At 57.5% G+C, this 19426-nt stretch carries 15 protein-coding genes; 1 reads left to right on the forward strand and 14 read right to left on the reverse strand.

What is annotated here, in order from left to right; genetic code table 11:
* Positions 1–929: transposase (locus tag QEH54_RS21345; protein ID WP_309020753.1), on the forward strand; the 929-nt coding region annotated here is incomplete at its 5' end.
* On the opposite strand, the gene QEH54_RS21350 is transcribed toward QEH54_RS21345, so the two are convergent.
* The 14 genes from QEH54_RS21350 to QEH54_RS21415 all read right to left on the reverse strand — a co-directional run bounded on the left by QEH54_RS21350 (position 918) and on the right by QEH54_RS21415 (position 19313).
* Positions 918–2435 (reverse strand): IS1182 family transposase, encoded by a 1518-nt coding sequence (locus QEH54_RS21350; RefSeq protein ID WP_309020754.1) that lies wholly within the window; start codon positions 2433–2435, stop codon positions 918–920. The two genes, QEH54_RS21345 and QEH54_RS21350, sit on opposite strands and share 12 nt — an antisense overlap.
* 422 nt (positions 2436–2857) lie before the next feature.
* A complete protein-coding gene (locus QEH54_RS21355) occupies positions 2858–4657 on the reverse strand; it encodes a sodium:proton antiporter (protein ID WP_309020755.1) in 1800 nt (599 codons plus the stop codon).
* Positions 4658–4700: 43 nt separating this feature from the next.
* The gene (locus tag QEH54_RS21360; protein WP_309020756.1) at positions 4701–5270 is read right to left on the reverse strand and encodes an Rrf2 family transcriptional regulator; all 570 of its coding nucleotides are present in this window, start codon (positions 5268–5270) and stop codon (positions 4701–4703) included.
* A 103-nt stretch (positions 5271–5373) separates the two neighbouring features.
* Positions 5374–6438: a sulfate ABC transporter substrate-binding protein gene (locus tag QEH54_RS21365; RefSeq protein WP_309020757.1), complete on the reverse strand. Its 1065-nt coding sequence runs from the start codon at positions 6436–6438 to the stop codon at positions 5374–5376.
* 146 nt (positions 6439–6584) lie between these two features.
* Positions 6585–7664 carry a sulfate ABC transporter ATP-binding protein gene (locus tag QEH54_RS21370; protein ID WP_309020758.1) on the reverse strand — a complete coding sequence of 360 codons (1080 nt, stop codon included), beginning with the start codon at positions 7662–7664 and terminating at the stop codon, positions 6585–6587.
* Between the two features lie 45 nt (positions 7665–7709).
* Positions 7710–8627 carry a sulfate ABC transporter permease subunit CysW gene (gene cysW / locus QEH54_RS21375; RefSeq protein WP_309020759.1) on the reverse strand — a complete coding sequence of 306 codons (918 nt, stop codon included), beginning with the start codon at positions 8625–8627 and terminating at the stop codon, positions 7710–7712.
* Positions 8628–8658: 31 nt separating this feature from the next.
* Positions 8659–9534, reverse strand: a complete 876-nt coding sequence (cysT, locus tag QEH54_RS21380; protein WP_309020760.1) for a sulfate ABC transporter permease subunit CysT — start codon at positions 9532–9534, stop codon at positions 8659–8661.
* Positions 9535–9543: 9 nt separating this feature from the next.
* The gene (locus tag QEH54_RS21385; RefSeq protein WP_309020761.1) at positions 9544–10353 is read right to left on the reverse strand and encodes a hypothetical protein; all 810 of its coding nucleotides are present in this window, start codon (positions 10351–10353) and stop codon (positions 9544–9546) included.
* A 39-nt stretch (positions 10354–10392) separates the two neighbouring features.
* Entirely contained in the window at positions 10393–11406 is a 1014-nt protein-coding gene (locus QEH54_RS21390) for a sulfate ABC transporter substrate-binding protein (protein WP_309020762.1), read from the reverse strand.
* Between the two features lie 638 nt (positions 11407–12044).
* Positions 12045–12239: a YezD family protein gene (locus QEH54_RS21395; protein WP_309020763.1), complete on the reverse strand. Its 195-nt coding sequence runs from the start codon at positions 12237–12239 to the stop codon at positions 12045–12047.
* Between the two features lie 402 nt (positions 12240–12641).
* Positions 12642–14180 carry a Fic family protein gene (locus QEH54_RS21400; protein ID WP_309020764.1) on the reverse strand — a complete coding sequence of 513 codons (1539 nt, stop codon included), beginning with the start codon at positions 14178–14180 and terminating at the stop codon, positions 12642–12644.
* Between the two features lie 518 nt (positions 14181–14698).
* On the reverse strand, positions 14699–16942 hold the full coding sequence (locus QEH54_RS21405; protein WP_309020765.1) for a glycosyltransferase: 2244 nt from the start codon (positions 16940–16942) through the stop codon (positions 14699–14701).
* Positions 16926–17942, reverse strand: a complete 1017-nt coding sequence (locus QEH54_RS21410) for a lysylphosphatidylglycerol synthase transmembrane domain-containing protein (protein ID WP_309020766.1) — start codon at positions 17940–17942, stop codon at positions 16926–16928. Before QEH54_RS21410 ends, QEH54_RS21405 begins: the two co-directional genes overlap by 17 nt.
* A gap of 402 nt (positions 17943–18344) precedes the next feature.
* Positions 18345–19313, reverse strand: a complete 969-nt coding sequence (locus tag QEH54_RS21415) for a calcium/sodium antiporter (RefSeq protein ID WP_309020767.1) — start codon at positions 19311–19313, stop codon at positions 18345–18347.
* Between the last annotated feature and the right edge of the window lie 113 nt (positions 19314–19426).

The raw sequence follows: 19426 nt of genomic DNA on the forward strand, positions 1-19426 counted from the left end.
TCAACCGCGGGAACTACCGCAGCTGGATTTTCGAGACGGATGGAGCGAAGGCTTCCTTCGAGAAGTCCCTGCTGGAGGCTGCGGAGAGAAGCGGCTGGAAGCTGCATGCCTACTGCGTGATGGGAAATCATTTTCACCTGGCCTTGGAGACGCCAGCGCCGAACCTGAGCGAGGGCATGCGTTGGCTGCAGAGCTCGTTCGCCATGCGGTTCAATAGATTCCGCAAGGAAAACGGCCACATATTCCAGGGACGTTTCAAGAGTATCGTGGTGGAGGATGTCGAGCGTCTGGCTTGGCTTTGCCACTACATTCACTTAAACCCGGTGCGGGCCCGGATCTGCCCCGTGTCCGATCTGAGAGGCTATCGGTACTCGAGCTATTTCCACCTCTGGGACAAGCGGAGGCGATCGAAAGGAGTGGGCTTTGATGTCTGTCTGGAGGGAGCGGGGGAACTGAAGGATACACCTGCCGGGCGACGTAAGTACCAGCAGTATCTCGCTTGGCTTGCTGAGGACGAACCGAGGCAGAAGGAGTTGTTGTTCGACAGGATGAGCAATGGCTGGGCTCTCGGTACGAAAGGGTTCAAGCAGGCATTGCTGGAGGATGAGAAGGCGATCAAGGCGTGTTTGGAGCTGGGAGTGGACGATGCTCGGGAGATGAGGGAACTGGCCTGGGAGGCGAGACTGGAGCGATGCCTTGGAGCGCTCGGGAAGGTGTCTGGCGAATCGGGGGTGGAGTCGAAATCTGCGGATTGGAAGGTGGCCATCGCTTGTTATATGAAAAAGACGCTTCTGTGCCGCAACGGCTGGCTGGCCGAGAGGCTGAATATGGGCGCGGAGTCTGCAGTGGCTCGATACTGCTCGGAGTTTTTTAGGGGAGGGAGAACGGGGGCTTTGTCGCACTATCGGTTGTTGATATCAAAGGTATAGGGGCTGTTGCCCAAATAGTGGATACAACGCTCTGAACTGGATTTCAGGCCTTTTTGCATCGCCACCTGCACTCTTCGATAATGCCTCCAAAATCGATATTGCCACCCTTGCAATCCGCGCGAAAGCGGTAATTGCAGGGCCTTGGACTCGAGATATAACCACTGCGGGACTCTTCCTAGGGCCGGAGGCGTTAGCGATCAGTATCTTCACGTTCTCTATCGCGCAGATGATGTGATCCTGGATGCGCTGACGCCATAGGCGTCGCCAGCGCGAGCGCTTGAAGCCGTGAAGATTGGCGGACTGGGCGAAGCTGCCTTCCATCCGCCACTTCCGGCGGGCTCGGCTCCGATGGGCGGGCTCGCTGCGGCTTTGCTCGAGCCCCTGGTCGATCAGCTCCTGTCCCCAGCGTCTTTGAACCGTCCTGCCAAGCTTAGCCTTCGTGCATTGCGGCCTGAGGCTGCATCGGTCGCAGGTTCCCTTGCGGACCGCATACTCGACGCTCATTCTTATCTTGTCAGGACTCCTTGGATACAGTCTTTCGCCCGCAGGGCACGCATAGGTGTCGCTTGCCGCGTCGTAGCGGAAGCGTTCGGCTCCGTAGACCTCGACATGCCGCTTCCTTCCGGAATGCGGCTTCATATGCGTCGCCACGCCCAGTGCGACGAAGTCGCGATAGTTCTCGGAGGTTCCGTACTGCGAGTCTGCGACGGCACTTTGAGGAAGTCCTCCGACGTTCGCTCTATGCTGATGAAGAAGCGCGAGCATCTTTGCGTTTTCCTCAACGTCGCCTGGAGAGGTGATGGTGGCCGTGACGACCCCATGCTCGTCGTCGACCGCTCGATGAGCCTTGTAGCGGGGCTTGGACTCGCCGCCGGTCTTCTTTCGAGCGCAGGGAGCGTCGGGGTCGGTGGGGCTGATTAGCGTCGCGTTGGCCAGTCTCCCTTTGCTCGAGTCGGACTTGCAGCCTTCCAGCTTCGCCTCCTGCGCACCGTAGACTTCCCGCAGGCGGGCTATCATCTCGGGGTCGCTTTTGACGACCGAGTCTCTCGACGCGTTCGCGTCGATCAGACTGCCGTCCATGTGTAGAAGCTCGTTGGATACGAGTCTCGCTTCGACGCACTGGCTTACGCTGCGCAGGAACATCTTCTCGAAGGCGTCCGCTCCCCATCTAGCCCGAGCCTTGGAGAGAACGCTGTGATCGGGAATCGCGTCGTCGAGACCGTAGCCGAGGAACCAGAGGTAGTCCAGTCGCTCGGGCAGGATCCTCATTAGCTCTCGCTCGCTGCGGACGTTGTCCCAGAACAGGAGGAACATCAGCTTGAGGACGACCTCAGGGTCGACCGAGACGTTGCCGTTGCTGCCGTACTTGTCGGCGACTTCCTCGCGAACGAACGAAAAGTCCACCTGTTCGTCGACCTTTCTGAGCGGATGGTCGAGTCGGACCCGCTTGTCCAGATCGACGCCATAGCTGAACAGATTCTTCTGCCTCTCGTGCTTGCCCATCATGATAGGCGGAGCTTACACGTCAATTGTTCCTGTATCCAGACTTTAAGTGCATTTGGGCAACAGCCCCTATAGGATTGACCCCTTTTAGTAGCCTGAGAGGCTGAATATGGGCGCGGAGTCTGCTGTGGCTCGATATTGCTCGGAGTTTTTTAGGGGAGGGAGAACGGGGGCCTTGTCGCACTATCGGTTGTTGAAAATAAAGGTATAGGATTGACCCCTTTTAGTAGCCTTCCTGAAATCCAGTTCAGAGCGTTGTATCCACTATTTGGGCAACAGCCCCTATAGGATTGACCCCTTTAAGAAGCCCTTCCTTTTAGAATCGCCCTTTTAGAAGAGTTCAAAGGTATAGGATTGATCCCTTTTAGTAGAAGAGTAGAGTGGTCCTACTTTTAGCTGCTCCGCGCGATTTAGCGTTGATTGAACTAGAAGCTCCAGACCAGAGGCACGACGATGACGGTGATGATGAACGCCAGTAGATTCAAGGGAATGCCCACTTTGAGAAAGTCGGAAAATCTGTATCCGCCAATTCCGTACACGTAGGTGTTGGTCTGGTATCCGATGGGGGTGGCGAAACTCGCTGACGCTCCCATGGCTACGGCGATGATAAATGGCCTTGCGTCGACGCCGAGCGTTTCGGCTGTGCCGATCGCCAGGGTGGTCATGAGCACGGCTGCGGCGTTGTTGGAGAGAACCTCGGTGAGGGTCGTAGTGAGCAGGTAGATGCCGGCGAGCAGGAAGATAGGGCGCCAGGGTTCAGATACGAGTTGTGAAACCGAGCTGACTAAGTTTTGGGCAAGGTAGTCGGAAGCTCCGCTGGTCTCCATGGCTCGGCCCACGCCGATCATGGCGAAGATGAGGAAAAGGATAGGCCAGTGGATGGATCGATAGGCGTCGTTCATGCTGATGCACTTGGTGAGCAGCAAAAGGACGCAGGCGATGATGGCGGCTCCCGCGATGGGCATAAGGCCGATCGCGGATACGGAGATGACTCCCGCGATGGCTCCCAGCGTGAGAACGAGCTTGGCGGGGTTGCTTTTGGCTTCGATGCGGGCTTCGTCGATGATGACGAAGTCGCCTTGGCGGCGGAGGTTTTCGATCGCTTCCTTGCTGCCGAGGAGCAGGAGGATGTCGCCGGCTTGCAAAGGGGAGCTGTAAAGCTCGGTCCGAAGATTGCGGCCTTTGCGATGGATTGCGACGGGGGCGAGTCGGTAGCGCTGACGGAAGTTGAGTTCTCGAAGGGTTGAACCGGCGAGGTTGGTCTCCGAGCGGAGGGCGACCTCCACGAAGCTGCCCTCTACGGCGGCGATCTGTTCGAGTCCAAACTCAGCGAGCAAGGCGTCAAGAGCGCTGGTGGGGGACGACTGCGCTTTTGCTAAGGCTCGGGCCGATGCGGTGACTAGGACGCGGTCGCCTGCTTCGAGCAGGGTCTTGGAGCTTTCGCCCGGAAGGGCGATACCGCGACGAATGACTTCAAGCGCTTTGAGACCACTGTTCTTGTATTGAGGAAACTGTGACAAGCTTTTGCCTACCAGGGCGGAGTCATCGTTTACAAACGCTTCTAGGATGTACTCGCGCTTTTCCTCTTCTGTGAGTATGGAAGTCAGCATCTCGCGCCGAGGGATCAGCTTGTAGCCGATGGTGAGTAGGTAGAGCGATCCGCCGAGGAAGAGCGGTATGCCGATCCAAGCCAATTCGAACATCGAGATGGGTTCGAGCCCGCGATTGGCGGCTACGGAGCTTACGACAATGTTGGTGCTAGTGCCAATGAGCGTGCAAGACCCTCCGAAAATGGAAGCGTAGGAAAGGGGTATCAGAAGTTTGGATGCAGGGGCTCCGATCTGCTTGGCTAGAGACAGCGCGACGGGCAAGAAAACCACGACTACCGGCGTGTTGTTGATGAAGGCGGATATGGCTGCCACGCAGAGAATGAGCGCGGGCAGGGCGGTGCGCATGCGAAGACCCGGGATGCTCTGCAAGCGGTCAGCGAGGAGCTGGATGGCGCCGCTCTTTTCCAAGGCGGCGCTGAGGATGAACATGGCGCCTACGGTGATCGGGGCGGAGTTTGAGAACGATGCGAGAGCGTCGTTCGTGCTCAGTATTCCTGTCGCCATCAGGATGGCCAGGCCGGCGAAGGCAGTGAGCTCGGTAGGAAGCTTTTCCCACGCGAAGCTTGCGAGCATCGCTCCGAGCAGCAGAAATACGAGCAGGATCTCCCAGGTCATTGGTGATGTGGCTATTCCGCAAGGACCCGCTTGGAGGGCGGGTTTAGTTGGACTTGTCTCCCAAATCGTTCATGAGCTCCGCTAGAAATCCGTCCTTAGGGTCAGCGGCGTTGTTTCGCGTGGCGGATTCCTTGGCTTTGTTCTTCATGCGCATAAAGTAGTTGTCGGCTCCGCTTCGGCGAATCTTGCGCAGTGTGACTTCGACCACGTCGTGAAGGCTGTAGCGATCGAGTATATTCGACATGGCGTTGCGCACATCGATCATCAGCATACGAAGTCCGCAATGCTCCTCGTCAGGGCAGGAGCAGCGTTCGTAGGCGGTTTGGCTGGCGCAGCAAATAGGAGCAAGCGGACCGTCGAGGAGGCGGACGATTTGTCCTATCTTTATGGAGGAGAGTTCTTTGGCCACGTAGTAGCCACCCGCCTTGCCGCGTTGGGTCGCGACCAGACCTTCGCGGCGGAGTTCTATCATGATCTGCTCGAGAAACTTGATCGGCAGGTTCTCGGCTTCGGCTAGTTCGCTTAGCGGTACCACTTCGTACTCCAGGGATTGGGCAATGCCGAGGTCGATCATGGCGCGTAGGCCGTATTCCGCTTTTTTTGACAGTTTCATAAAAGGCTACTAAATCTATCGGAAATTAGGGGGCAAGCTTTTAGGAGTTTGGGGTAGTGGTTTGATTTGGAACTCGATTTCTACGGAACTAGAAGGCGCTGAGTCATTCTCTACCGCCTCGGCTGGCTTCTCTCAGCCCTTCGAGATGGGAGTAGATCCCTCTGGCAGCGAAGGTCTCCTGCCAGCTGTTGGGTTTGATTGTGTACAGGTCGCGCGTCGGGAATGATGATGCGGTTTGCGCAGCTACGGCTGGGTCGCTAGGCCTCAGGTGGTGATTAGCGGCTAGAAGTTGGCCAGTCTCGCTGAACTGGAATGCGAGGTAGTCGTGTGCGATGTCTTGGGTTCTGCGCTTTTCGACATGGCGCTGGAGAATGGCAATCTTGGGAGCGGCTAGTATGCTGCGGGGGAAGTGGACAGCCTCGAGATCTGGGTAGCCAAGCTCCGCGAGTTTCAGGGCGTCGCTCTCCCATGTAAGGAAGGCGTCGAGATCTAGGCGCAGCGCGAATTTCGACAATGCCGTGCGGGCGCCAGAGTCGATATGCGTCACTCTGAGGTAGAGTTTTTGCAGCTCGAGTATGGCCCGTGTTTCTTCGGCCGCACTCTCCTTGGCTGCTCGTTCCAGGGCGAGGAAGGCCCAGCGTCCGGCTCCGGACCGGTCTGGACTCGTCAAGGCGAGCTTGACATCCGAGCGCCAAAGGTCGGGCCAGTCCCGAATGCGCAAGGGATTTCCCGAGCGAACGACGAGGGAAATGCTGGAGTGGAAAGGTGAGCTGAGGTAGGGGAAGGACTCCTGCCAGTCCGCACTCGCGCAGCCGTTGTGATCTACGATGTTTTGGGTGTCGTAGGCGGAGGCGAGGGAGACCACGTCGGCGATTTGGCCACGAGCGAGGTTGCTAGCTTGTCGGACGGAGCCAGCGTGGCTCATGACTATGCGAGTGTGGGCAGAATCAGGTAGGGTTTCGTAGTAGGCTTGGTTGAGAGCCGCATAGTACTCGCGGGACGCGTCGTAGGAAACGTGAAGCAATTCGGAATCGCTGCGGAAGGGAAAATGGAAATAGGCCGCTATGGCGACCAGCGCTGCAAGCGCTAAGATGGCTGATACGACGATTCTGCGGTCTCGTTCGATCTCGGGCGTCGGTTTCGGAAAGGGCGGGTAGAGCTGGGTCATGATTGCGACGGGGTTGCCCAGAAAACTAACTGATTTTATAGGAAAAGGAAAGTAGTGTATTGATGGAAATCTTATCTAATCCGGGCCGAGAAGGCGGCGTCTGATTCGCGGCTACAGCATAGTAGGCGTAGGAGGAATCTTGTGCCTTATGCTTTGGATGCTATCTCTCCCTGCTCGCTCAGTCTTTCGACGAGTTCGAGTCGGCCGGAGCGACTCTTCTCGAACAGTCGTATGTGGCGGAACCTGATGCTCACGTTCTGGCCCGGTTGGAGCTGGAGTTCGTCAAGTTCGGACCGCGACACTTCGGCTTCAAGCTGTTCGCGAGTATCGAGGCGCTCGAGAGCGACGCTGCCTACGCTGCCGGCGGAGAAGATGTGCTGCACTCGGGCGCTCAGCGGAGAGGCGTCGATATCGGAGAGGATCTCGATGTCGTGGGGACGGACGTAGAGCTGATCGCGTTCGGCGACCTTTAGATTGCCGAAGCCGCTGGCGAGGCGGTTGACGTTGCCCATGAACTCGATGACGAAAGGCGATGCTGGATGGTCGAAGACGTTTTGAGGTGTACCCACTTGCTCGATACGCGCATGGTTCATCACCACGACTTGGTCAGCCAACTCGAGGGCTTCCTCCTGGTCGTGGGTGACGAAGACGGTGGTCAGACGCAGCTCTTCGTGGAAGTGCCGAAGCCAGCGGCGCAGGTCCTTGCGTACTTTCGCGTCAAGAGCGCCGAAGGGTTCATCCAGCAGGAGGACCTTCGGCTCGATGGCGAGGGCGCGAGCGAGGGCGATGCGCTGGCGCTGCCCACCCGAAAGCTCTCCTGGAAGGCGATTCTCTAGGCCAGAGAGTTGGACGAGCTCGAGGAGGCGGGACACCTTGGCGTCGATTTCCGCTTTCGTGGGGCGAGCCTTCTTCGGCCGAACGGCGAGGCCGAAGGCGATGTTGTCGCGCACGGTCATGTGACGGAAGAGGGCGTAGTGCTGGAAGACCATACCGACCTGGCGTTGACGCGCTGGAATATTGGATACGTTTTCGCCATGGAAGAACAGATTCCCGCTGCGCTCGTCCGGAGATTCCAAGCCTGAAAGGATGCGGAGAAGCGTTGTTTTACCGGATCCGGAGGGTCCGACGAGCGCGACCAGTTCGCCGCTAGGGACCTCCAGAGTGACGTTGTCGAGCGCGACGGTTCTGCCGAAGGTCTTGCTGATGTTTTTTGCGTGTATGCTCATGTAGCTCTCGTTTGTTGAACGGCTTTGATCGATGGAAGTTGTTGGCTAGCTTGCATTAGCGAGGTGGAGCGGCCGGTTGTCGGGCAGGCGTTCGGAAGCTCGCCGTTCGTGGCGCCGGACGAGTCGCCATTCGATGAAGGTCTTGCCCGCCAAAGTGACCAAAGCCAGCCCGGCGAGAAGCGAAGCGACGGCGAAGGCGGCGACGAAGTTGTACTCGTTGTAGAGAATTTCCACGTGCAGCGGCATGGTGTTGGTCAGTCCTCGAATGTGTCCTGAAACAACGGATACGGCTCCGAACTCTCCCATGGCTCGGGCATTGCAAAGCAGGACTCCATATATGAGAGCCCACCGTATGTTGGGCAATGTGACTCTGCGGAAGATCTGCCAGCCGCTGGCTCCGAGCAGATAGGCAGCCTGTTCCTCTTCCCTTCCGTCGGCCTGCATGGCAGGTATCAGCTCTCTGGCGACGAAGGGAAAGGTGATGAATATGGTAGCGAGCGTGATGCCTGGCACGGCGAATATGATCTGTATGTCGCGCTCATGGAGCCATGGCCCCAGCCAGCCGTGGGCTCCGAAGAGGAGGACGAAGATAAGCCCGGATACCACAGGCGACACGGAGAAGGGCAGGTCAATCAGAGTGACAAGCAGGCTCTTGCCTTTGAAATCATGCTTGGCGATAGCCCAGCTGGCTACGACTCCGAATACTAAATTGAGCGGCACTGATATGGCCGCGACTAAGAGAGTCAGGTAGATCGCATGCAAGGCGTCCGGATCGCTGAAGGATGCGAAGTAGGCTCCCAATCCTTTACGTAGAGATTCCGCGAATACGGCGATGAGAGGGGAGAGCAGCAGCAAGAGCAGGAATGCCAACGAGGCTCCGATGAGAGATCGTCGCAGCCAAGTCGGGTCAGCTGTTGATTGTTTTTTCGCGCGGACGCGAAGAGAAGGAAGTTTTCCAGCCATGGTTGGATCCTGTTTGTTGTTGCGGGTTTGGCTAGCGGACCGATTGTCCGGTGCGGACGCTGCTCCAACGCTGTAGGAGGTTGATTAGGAAAAGGGACAAGAAGGAGATCGCTAGCATGGTCACCGCGATAGCGGTAGCGGCAGCATAGTCGTACTGCTCGAGCTGGGTGACGATCAGCAGCGGAGCAATCTCGGTGCGCATGGGCATGTTTCCCGAAATGAACACGACAGAGCCATACTCGCCAATGCCGCGGGCAAACGACAGAGCGAACCCGGTGAGCGCCGCCGGGAGTAAGGTCGGGAGTATGACTCTACCGATGGTTTGCAGACGGGTTGCCCCGAGCATCGCGGCGGCTTCCTCCAGCTCGGTTTCGACGTTTTCTAGAACCGGCTGTACCGTGCGGACCGCGAACGGAATGCCGATGAAGATGAGTGCGATGGTAATCCCGATGGGCGAGAAGGCGACTTTGATGCCGAGCGGCTCGAGCCATTGGCCGAAGAAGCCGTTGGGGGCGTAGATGGCAGTGAGGGCGATGCCTGCGACGGCGGTCGGCAAGGCGAAAGGCAAGTCGATCATGGCGTCGACCAGCTTTTTGCCTGGGAACTCGTAGCGCGCGAGGGTCCAGGCGACGAGAGTGCCAAAGACGGCGTTGACCATGGCGGCTATGGCGGCGGTGATGAACGAGAGCTGAAGCGCGGCCAAGGTGCGGGGCCGCGTGATGATTTCCCAAAACTCTACAATACCCAGCTCGGCAGTCTTGAGCACGGCCGCCGAGAGAGGGATCAGCACGATGAGGCTCAGGTAGAGCAGCGTGTAGCCAAGGGTGAGTCCACGGCCCGGTAGGCTGGGAAGCCTGCGTCGGGCGCGGCCCGGTATGGGCTGGAGTTCAGCTGTGGTGGCGTTCATCGAATGATCCTAGTCGTACATCTCCTCGGCAGCCCAAGCGGATTGACGCTGCCTGTTGCGGGGAATTGGAAGCAGGTTGCCCTCGTTCTCGTAGGAGACGGCTTCGACTCTCTGCAAGTTCTCGATGCGGCGCCGCAGGAAAATGACGAGGAATTGGCTGGTCCAGCTCGTGGTCATCTGGTCGCTCCACGTAACAGGTATTCCGATACGAAGCTTCCAGCAGTCAGTGTCGGTCGAGGCGCGAAGGCTGAGCCGAGTCTCGAAACCGCCTGAGATGGTTGCTCTGCCAAGCCTGTCGATTGATTCGACGGTCTGGATGGCGGCTTTGCGTATATAGGTCGGGCCATCCGCGTCGGCGGTCGGCTGACCACGGGTGGTTCTCGAGATCTCGACAAGTCCGTCCAGAGCGCGAGTCGCGAAGGCTTCGATACTGCGCTCGAGCGCTTCGCTCAGTTCGTCCGGGTGGAAATCGTTGCCGGATTCGAGCGCGATCGGATCGGTGACGGGCAGGGCGCTCAAAACGAGTCCGGTCGCTAGATTGGGCTGCAGCACAAGGCGCTCGAGGAACTGAAGAAGCGCCTCGGAGGTCCGTTTGTCAGAGCCTTGGTTTCGCGCGAGCAGCCCGACGAAGCGGGAGTCAAGGTCGCGGTGAGGCGGTCCGAAGAAACTGAATACGGGCAAGCCGTACTTGTGGCCGTTGTGCTCGACGAACAAGTCGATCGATCCGGCGAGGTGTTTGGAGATTTCGCAGTGCTGGACGAAGCCTCCAAGAAGCTCGCGCATCTCGGCGCGGTGTTCGGGCGATAGTCTACGTTTCATAGCTTTTTCTCTTTTGATTTTCATGCCCCAGGTTTGGGGCTATCGAATATAGATTTGGTCGAAGATACCGCCGTCGTTGAAGTGCTTCTTCTGGGCGGCTTGCCATCCGTCGAAGGCTTCGTCCACGGTGACGAGCTTTACCTTGGGGAAGCGGGCGATGTCTTTCGGGTCGGCGTGTTCAGGTTGGTAGGGGCGATAGTAGCGCTTGGCGGCCAGAGCTTGAGCGTACGGGCTGTATAAGCCTTCCAAATACGCTTTTGCCGCTTCTGCGTTTCCGGATTTCTGGGCATTGGCGTCGACGACGGTGACCGGCGGCTGGGCGAGAATGCTGACTGAGGGCATGACGATTTCGAACTTGTTGGCGCCGAGCTCGTTTAGGGCAAGGAAGGCCTCGTTTTCCCATGCGAGCAGGACGTCCCCGATACCCCGCTGGACGAAGGTGGTAGTGGAGCCACGGGCCCCCGAGTCGAGGACGGGCACGTTGCGGTAGAGTTTCGTGACGTAGCTCTGGACCTTCGCTTCGTCGCCGTTGTAGTGGTCGCGGGCCCAAGCCCAGGCGGCCAAATAGTTCCAACGGGCGCCGCCTGATGTCTTGGGATTAGGCGTTATGACTTCGATGCCCTTCTTGGCGAGGTCACCCCAGTCCTTGATATCTTTCGGGTTTCCGCTTCTGACGAGGAATACGATGGTGGAGGTGTAAGGCGCGCTTCCGTTGGGCAGGCGGTTCTGCCAGTCCTCGGGGATCTTGCCGGTCCGCTCTGCGATGACATCGATGTCGTAGGCCAGGGCCAGGGTGACGACGTCGGCCGCAAGACCGTCCATCACGGCCCGAGCCTGTTTGCCTGCCCCTCCATGGGATTGGCGAATTAAGATGTTCTCGCCAGTCTTTTCCTTCCACTGCTTCTGGAACCAAGGGTTGTATTCTTCGTAGAGCTCCCGAGTGGGGTCGTAGGAGACGTTTAAGAGCGTGCGGACGGCAGCGTGAAGGCAGATCGGCAGCAGAGTGGCGACAGCTGCGAGTATCGCGAATGTCTTGCGTAAGGAAATATTCATGACGGTATTCTTTAGGATAGCTTCGGTTTTTGCGTGGCGGACGGGGGCAGTGGGCGCCTCGAAGTCGAACTGCAGGCGGCTGTGCACGATCTCCTCATTGTTGCGACTGGCTCCGACGCCGGAAAGGCCGACGAATTCGTAGGTCTCCAAGATGGCGGCCCCGCCTCTCCCTGAATGGTTGGACGCGCTCTACGGACGAGGAAAGATGTCATGCCACCTTCAGTGTTGGGAAACCATAGTAGATCAGTCTGGAATATGAGGCGAACTCGAACGGAGAATCTCCCGACCTGTGACTTCGCTTCAAAGCCGCGATGGCTTATGGCAGCGGAGGCTGCTTCATACTCCTTGGAGCCTCGTGTCTCGAGCGCATCGATCTTGGCCCTCAGGGCTGCGATCTCGTCGGTGGAGGAGGTAGGGTTTTGGGAACTCCCAAGGCTTTGGGGGAGCGCGATGCTCGAAGCGAGGGCTGGGTCTGTTTTATTGTTGAAACCCCCAATCGGGCTTCGTGGTGATGGAGTCATGTGCTGGTGATTTGATAATCGCCAGCATCCGGTTGTCCGGTCTGCCGCGGCGCGTCTCAAGGACGCTGAGCTCGTTTGTCGTTGTTGCCCTTCGCAGGTTTGCGATCGGGGTCTATTTTAGGAGTCCGCTCGGTTGCTGTCGGCCGGACGGATCCGGATCTTCTCCGTGCACTCGACCTGAGTGACCTTGCCGTCGTGGATGGTGATTTGAACGCTTCCGAACTGGAGACTCTGAATCTTCTCGAATACGATTCGCCCCCATGAAGGCAACGCTTCGGGAAAATGCGGTTGAATTGGAGACTGTTGATTCATCGAGTTATGAAATCCTACTAAAAAGATAGGAAATCAAGTCGAAATTTAGATTCCGAGAAAAAAGTCGGTCTGCTGAACCGATTGCCGACCGTGATCGGGAGATAGGGAGGGTCGGTCGCCATTTAGAGCCCAGAGACTGCCGGTTCGTAGTTGGCTTAGAATGGAATTGAAGCTCCTGTTTAGACGAACTCTCGAGATTCGTGTAAGTTTTGATCGGAAATCAAGACCGGACTGTCGTGCAGTCAGTTCGGGGGCAAAGGTTGTCCGCAAGTGGCAGAAGTAGGACCTGTCAAACTGCGACTCCGGTTCCAAGCCTGAGTGTGATGCCAGGAGGGCAGGGAATTGTGTGTAGGTGGTTGCGGAAAATTGGGGAGGCTTGGTGTCGCCCTTTGTTTAGCCTGGCTATTTGTCGCTACCCATCTGCTCGCGAACGAGGTTCGCGAGGAACTTCGCGAATGGCTTGATGTTCTGCCGGACGCTGGCTTCTTCCAGCGCTTGCATGTAGTCGGTTCTCGCTTCGACGGGGATTACGGTCCAAGGATATCCGCCGGATGCGAGCATGAGATTCATCAGGAACCTGCCGATGCGCCCGTTGCCGTCCATGTATGGATGTATGAATACAAAAAAGAAATGGCCGAGCACTACGCGAGCTGCGGCTGACTCTTCCAAGGAGAGCAGTTCGAAGAGGGCTTCCATGCATTCGGCGACGGCTTCTCGTTTCACTGGAACGTGCATCGACCCTCGAATGTAGACCTGTCCGCGTCGGTAGCCTGCCAGGTCGACTGGAGCTAGAATACCCGCCGTCACGCTAGGTGCGAAGAGTTCCCGGTACCAGCTTCCGTGGTCCGAGTCGGCTACCTTGCCTGGATTGCCGCCTTCCAGAACCGTTTCAACGCTTGATCGGACTGCTTGGAAGGACTGCCAATAGCCGCGGGCTGCCATGGCGTCTCGGTGCGTGCGATCCGTCTCTATGTCATCTGGATTCCAGTTGCCGCTACGGACACTGTCGATCAAGGCCGGGGTGACTCTGTAGCCTTCGATTGACAGAGAGTTGTAGGCGTCGGTCGTGTAGACTTCATCTACTGCTTGGACGTAGCGTTTCTTCCCTTTTGGCAGTCCGGGCGCTGGCGGGAATGCTTCGGTCACTTGATCCCGCATTGCCTGCCATAGCAATTTGATGCGGCTTACATAGGGAGAGGTCCCTGCTTGGGTGATTCGAACGGCAATTCCATCGTCGAAAGGATCGGATTCTCTAACTGAATAGCCTGCCGTTTCCATAGTCTCGACTATTTCGTCCGCGGTTTTTTCGCGTCCGATATTGCGGCAGGCTCCCGCCAGTCTGCCCGCGACGGTACTGTGTCCCCCTTCGAGGAGCTTGGAAAGTAGCGGAGATGCGTCGCGCAGCATTGCGAGGGCGGCACGGGCGCTGGTTGGAGATTGTTTGAAGAAAGTCGGGCCAGCTGAGACGAAAGCGTATTCCAGAGAGAAAAGGCGCAGTCCGTCGACTTCCAGCAAGTCCTCGGATGAGGGGAGGATTGCCCTAATGTCTAAGAGGGAGGTGCCGTGGGGAAGATTCGTCACCTTGTTGCCAGCGTTCTTTGCTCGGACGAGTAGTTGCGCAGGAACGGTCCAGTTGCCCGCCAGCAATTCGAGCGACTGCTCGGGCGACAAGCTCCAGTCAGATCCGAAGCGCTCATTCAGATAACTGGCGCAGAACTTCCAGAAAGAGGCGTACCATGCTGTGCTTTCGCCTTTTGTTTCGTCCGGCCTTGCTGGCACGTACCATCCCTTCATGACTTCCTGCAGGAAGCCATTCTTCATAAGCCGCTCCCGATCCGTGCGCGATAAGTCCCTGGAACGGATGGCTGTCGTTCCTTGGTTTCCTTGGAGCTTGCGAAGGCTGTCCAAGGATTTTGCTAGGTTTTCGGATGGTGATGCCATGGTGGCGGGCCTGTTGCCTCTTTGGGTTGAAAATTAGGTTTTCGTGATGTTTTAAAATTCGGTTATTATGTTGTTCGGTACTTAGGGTTTTATGTCGATCAAAATTAGGCTATTGTGCTATCCCGTTCTCGAAGCTACATTTTCATTCCAGTGCCATGCTTGAGTGTTGGGTGTTGAGTGCCTTGAGTGCTTCCCGATCCCTCTGGAGGATCTTGGAATAGGTGTAGTTGAGGAATTTCGATTGCCTTCGAAATGCCCGGCCTCCAATTTTTTGGGGAAGTTCTGGGTTTACGAAATTTCGTTAACGGAATTCGCAACCTTCACGTAAACAACGAAATACAGAGAAACCAGAGATGATAAACAGCGGAAAATTAGGAGCTTCGAATCCCTCCTTCTCCGCCACTAATCATCGCTAGCAAGGCTCTCTGTTGAATATCAAGTTGCTTGAGGTTCTATTTGGAAACACTCGAAGTCTGTTATCGAAGTGGTCGCTACTAGGTGGTTCGAGCTCCAACCATTTAGGTGTGTTCCGCGTAGGGTGTCGATGTCGTACCTTCTCTGACATACTGCCTATAGACGCGTGAGATCGCGACTCCGAACCTGCTTGTGTCAAAGTTCATGGCGAGCCTCATGGCGTTTCGCCCCATTTGATCCAGTTCCCGGTTATTGATGAGAAGTCTCCTGACCTTTTCAGCCCACTCCTGCGGCTGCAGCAGCGTTTTGTATCCATTGTGTCCGTCGACGATGAAGTCGTCGATACCGCTGGCTCTGACAGCAACCACCGGAAGCCCTGCTGCCATCGCCTCGAGTATGACCATGCCTTGCGTCTCTGCCTGCGAGGCGAAGACAAAGAGGTCGCCGAGGTGATAGTAGTTTGCGACTTCCTTTGGGGGGACCGACCCGAGCAGACGAATGTGTTTCTGTAGGCCCAGCCGCTCGATCTTGGCTTCGAGAAACTGCCGCTGCGGGCCATCACCAAGAATAAGCAGCGTAAAGTCGACCGGACAATCAGCTGCGAGCTCGGCGATGCCGTCTACGATGAAGGAAACGTTTTTTTCCGGGCTTAGTCGCGAAACACAGACCAGAGTTCGACAACCGTAGCGATCCAGTCCCAGCTGGCTCTTCAGGCTCTCGGAAAGGCGAGTATCGCGATTCTGGAATCGTTGGCACTCGATGCCGGTCGGCTGGATTTGGATCGGACTTCTGACGCCGATGGCCCGGAGGTAGTGTTCGGCGGAGTCGGTTGGAACGATCACGGAGTCGCAGCGATTGGCGAAGCGTCTCACAATGAAATGGGCGAGGAAATTGCGGAAGAAAGCCGAAGGGAGCGGCACGGCGTGGGCGAAGGATTCCAGCCGCGTGTGGTAGGTGTAGATGGCGGGAACTCCGAGCCTGCGCGCCACGAATAGGCCGAGAGATCCAACCCAGAAGGGATGGTGCAGATGGACGACGTCGGGCTTAAACGACTTAACCTCCTTGAACGCCTTTCGGGAAAATATGTTGGCAATGGCGACGGCGCTGCCCGGCTTGGCTCGCAGTAGCAACGGGAGACGATGGCAGCAATCGTCTTCGGGGGCGTCGGCGACGTCGGGCGTCACCACCATTACCTTGTGACCTAGGGGTTCGAGGCTTTGGCGAAGGCGATCGATGGCGACCGGCACGCCTCCCACGAAAGGCAGGTAGCTGTTCGTGAACATTGCCACCCTTAGCGGACGAGTAGGATTCACGATGGGCGGCGCGTCATAGCTCGGGTAGAAGTCTCGATCCTCGAGAAAGGCGCGATAGATCCAGACTGCGACAAGAACCGCGGCCGCTAGCGTCAACAGAATGTCCAAGTAGCCGACGTAGAGGAGCGAAAGAAACGCCAGCCAAAGGCCTTCGTAGGCACGTTGGATCGGGCTCTGTCCGATGTCCAGGAGGACGGGCTCGATGGCGGCTCTCTCGCCGTCGACGGTTACCAGGACGTAGTGGTAGTGGCCGTTGTCGTCGCTGTCCAGAAGTCCGCCAGCTCCTCCCGTCATGACGAAGCGGACATCTAGCATTTGGCTCGATGAATAGACCGGAAGTCCGGTCGAGAAGACCGCGTCCACATCGTTTCCTGCCAACTGGGCAACCAGCTTTTCGCGAACGCTCTCCTCCAGGATGTAGTCCTCGGGATCGTCGTTGAAGTCTTCCGACACGCCGACAGGAACGGGAGTCGTTGGACAGAATGCGAACGTGTGCTGCGACTTGGACTTCGAAAGTTCCTCGGCCAGCCATGAGAACTGCCAGTTCCACGAGGTCTTGCCAGTGGAGTCCAGAAAGAGGAAGCGAGCGTTCCCGGCCACGAAAGCGTGGACGTAGGGACCGTAATGGTCGTAGAAGCGATAGCTCCCGAGGGCCTTTCTCTCGTTTTCGCCGAAGGCCAGCACATAGGGTGCCTTCAGCTTGGCGAACATGGATCGCAGGGCCCGGTACTTGTCCTCGCCGCCGCTGGTCACGGCGTTGCCTGCGGAGACGACGAAGTCGATGTCGGCCTCGTTCAACTTTGGGATGATCTTGTGCTCGAAGATTCCGATCGAGTTGTTGATGTTGCCGACCACGGCGAAGCGATACTTCGTCTTTCCTGAGAGTTGGGCTTGGATGGCGTCGATCGTCTCGGCATGTGCCGCTTCTGGAGCGTTGCCGTTCAGGCCCAGCCAGAATTTACCAGTCGCCAGCCCGACAACGAGCAGACAGCAGGCGTAGAACCTCCAACCGAATCTCCTATCTCTTCGAGCCATTGACTTCTTCGGTTTTGCGGGTTTCGAGGAAAAGAACGATCGCTCCGATTCCCACTCCCAGGTGGATGGTCGCGACGCGCCAGATCAGGGCGATCGATCCGAGGGTCGCCGCGGGCGCGGCTACATGGAAGAAGCCGCCGAAGGCTGCCTCGGCGAAACCCGCCCCGCCCGGACTAGGAGCGAAGTACATGGCGAAGGTCGTCAGGCACTGGGCTCCCATGGCATCCAAGTAATCGAGCTCGTAGCCGAAGAGGCCGAAAAGGCAGGCCGGAATCAAGAAGAGCGCGAGCAGAAAGGCGGCAGTTGTAGCGAAGGAAAGCGACAACCAGACGGCTCGGTCGCCACTGAGGGAACTGCGGATACGACGGCTGAAGCGGAGGGCGGACAAAGCCGAACGTACGCCCCAGCGCTTCGCTTTGACGGTGTCGATGAACCGAGCTCGCTCCGAGATGCGGGCGCAAACCATAGCTAGTTTCGCCATCGCTCGACCTTGGGTTGCAACAGCTAGAGAACAGCCGAAAACCGCCAAGGATACGGGAAGCGCGATCCATGCGGCAGCTTTGGGAAACGAGTCTCCTGGAACGCTTCCGGTGGCGATTGCGACGGGTGCGGCTCCAAAGATCAGGATAACGGCGAACAGGGTGCGGAAGCTGGTGGCGGCCAAGGAAGCGCCGATCGGCACGCCGCGACGTTTTAGAAACCAGACTTGGGCGAGCCCTCCGCCGGTCGCTAGCGGGGTGATGTTGGAGACGAAGAAATTGATGAAGAGGAGCTTGGCTTGGCAGGCGAGGGCGACTCGCTGCCCTTGCGATCGCAGAGCGAAATGCAGTCTCAGGGCGTCGAGAAAGTAGTAGGCGACGATCGCGAAAACAGTCGCCGGAAGGAATCCAGGACGGAACTCCCGAGGCCATTCGATCGGGGCCGAATCGGGATCGCCGAAAAGCCAGCCGATGGCGAGCGGCGCGGCAAGGCTCAAGCCGGCGAAAACGACTGCGAACACGCCGACCCTCCTCCAAGGAGACGGCTTGGAATCTTGCGGTGGGGGAGCGTAAGCGTGGATCGGCTTCAAACTGATTTTGGTTGGAAGGCAGCTTCGATTCCCGAAGGCACGCGGCGAGACTAATTTTGCGCTTCGTTAGCAATCCGTCGGGAATAGTGTTCTGCCTTGGAACAGCCGATAGTCTTGCGGAGGCACTCCGTAGTTCCAGCCTCACGACTATTTCGAACAAGACAGTTCGCTTCCTCTTGCCCCTCCCGCTTGCGATCGCGGTCCGCGTTTCGGACACGCAGGTTATCTTGAGCGAGCGAGTCCGCAAGCGCCTTGAGGCGGACGACTCAACCTGAAGGTGTCATCTGACAAGTAGGGGACTGGTCTTGGCGAACCAGCGTATCGAACAACCGGCTACAGTTGCTGAGCGAGCAGAACCCCAAGGTAGGCTGCGTAGCTCACAATGAGGATTCCTCCTTCAAATCGGTTGATGCGACCTTGGCGTCCAAAGCCATGGCCGAGAGCGAACAGAGCGAATGTGAGCAGGCCCATCGTCAGCACGTCGCGATGGAGCACTTCGGGGCTGGCGGCGATGGGATTGACCAGTCCGGCTACTCCCACCACAGCGAGGGTGTTGAAGAGATTGGAGCCGAGGACGTTTCCGAAAGCGATGTCGTGTTCTCCCTTGCGAGCAGCTATGATGGAGGAGGCGAGCTCGGGCAAGGAGGTGCCGACGGCTACGATCGTGAGGCCAATGACGAGGTCGCTCACGCCGAGGCCCTGAGCGATTTCGACGGCTCCCCACACGAGTAGACGTGAACTTGCGATTAGAAGCAGAAGCCCGATCGACAACCATGCTAACGCCTTTTTCAGAGACATCGTCGGCTTGCTTTTCTGCTCCTCTTCGATTTCCGAACCCAATGGGTCGCCCGTCGTCCTTCGAGACTGCCGGATCGACCACAGAACGAATCCTGCAAACACTGCTAGCAGAACGAGGCTATCCAATCGGGAAATCGTGCCATCGAGAAGTTGCGCTGCTGCAATAGCGGTGACTCCTACGAGCACGGGTAGCTCGGAACGTAGGATGCTCGAGCGAACGGAGACGGGATTGATCAGCGCTGTCAGGCCAAGGATGAAGGCGATGTTTGCAATGTTCGATCCGTAGGCGTTGCCGAGGGCGATGCCAGAATTTCCCTGGAAAGAAGAAAGAACCGAGACGACGATTTCGGGAGCTGAAGTCCCAAAGCCGACAACCAGCATGCCGATGAGCAAGGGGGACATGCCGAAGTGTTTAGCTGCAGAGGCGGAGCCTTCAACAAAGCGATCAGCGCTCCAAACGAGCAGGACAAGGCCCGCAATGATTGCGATTATGGCTAGTGTCATTAGAAGTCTAGATTGCGCGTTATCAGATGCTCATTAAGCGTTCAACGCAGGAACGATAGTGCAGGGGCAGTTCATTTGGTCCACGTTTCTGGAAGCGCGAAATCGCTAGTGAG

The sequence above is a fragment of the Pelagicoccus sp. SDUM812003 genome (genome assembly GCF_031127815.1).
Lineage (GTDB): Bacteria > Verrucomicrobiota > Verrucomicrobiia > Opitutales > Opitutaceae > Pelagicoccus.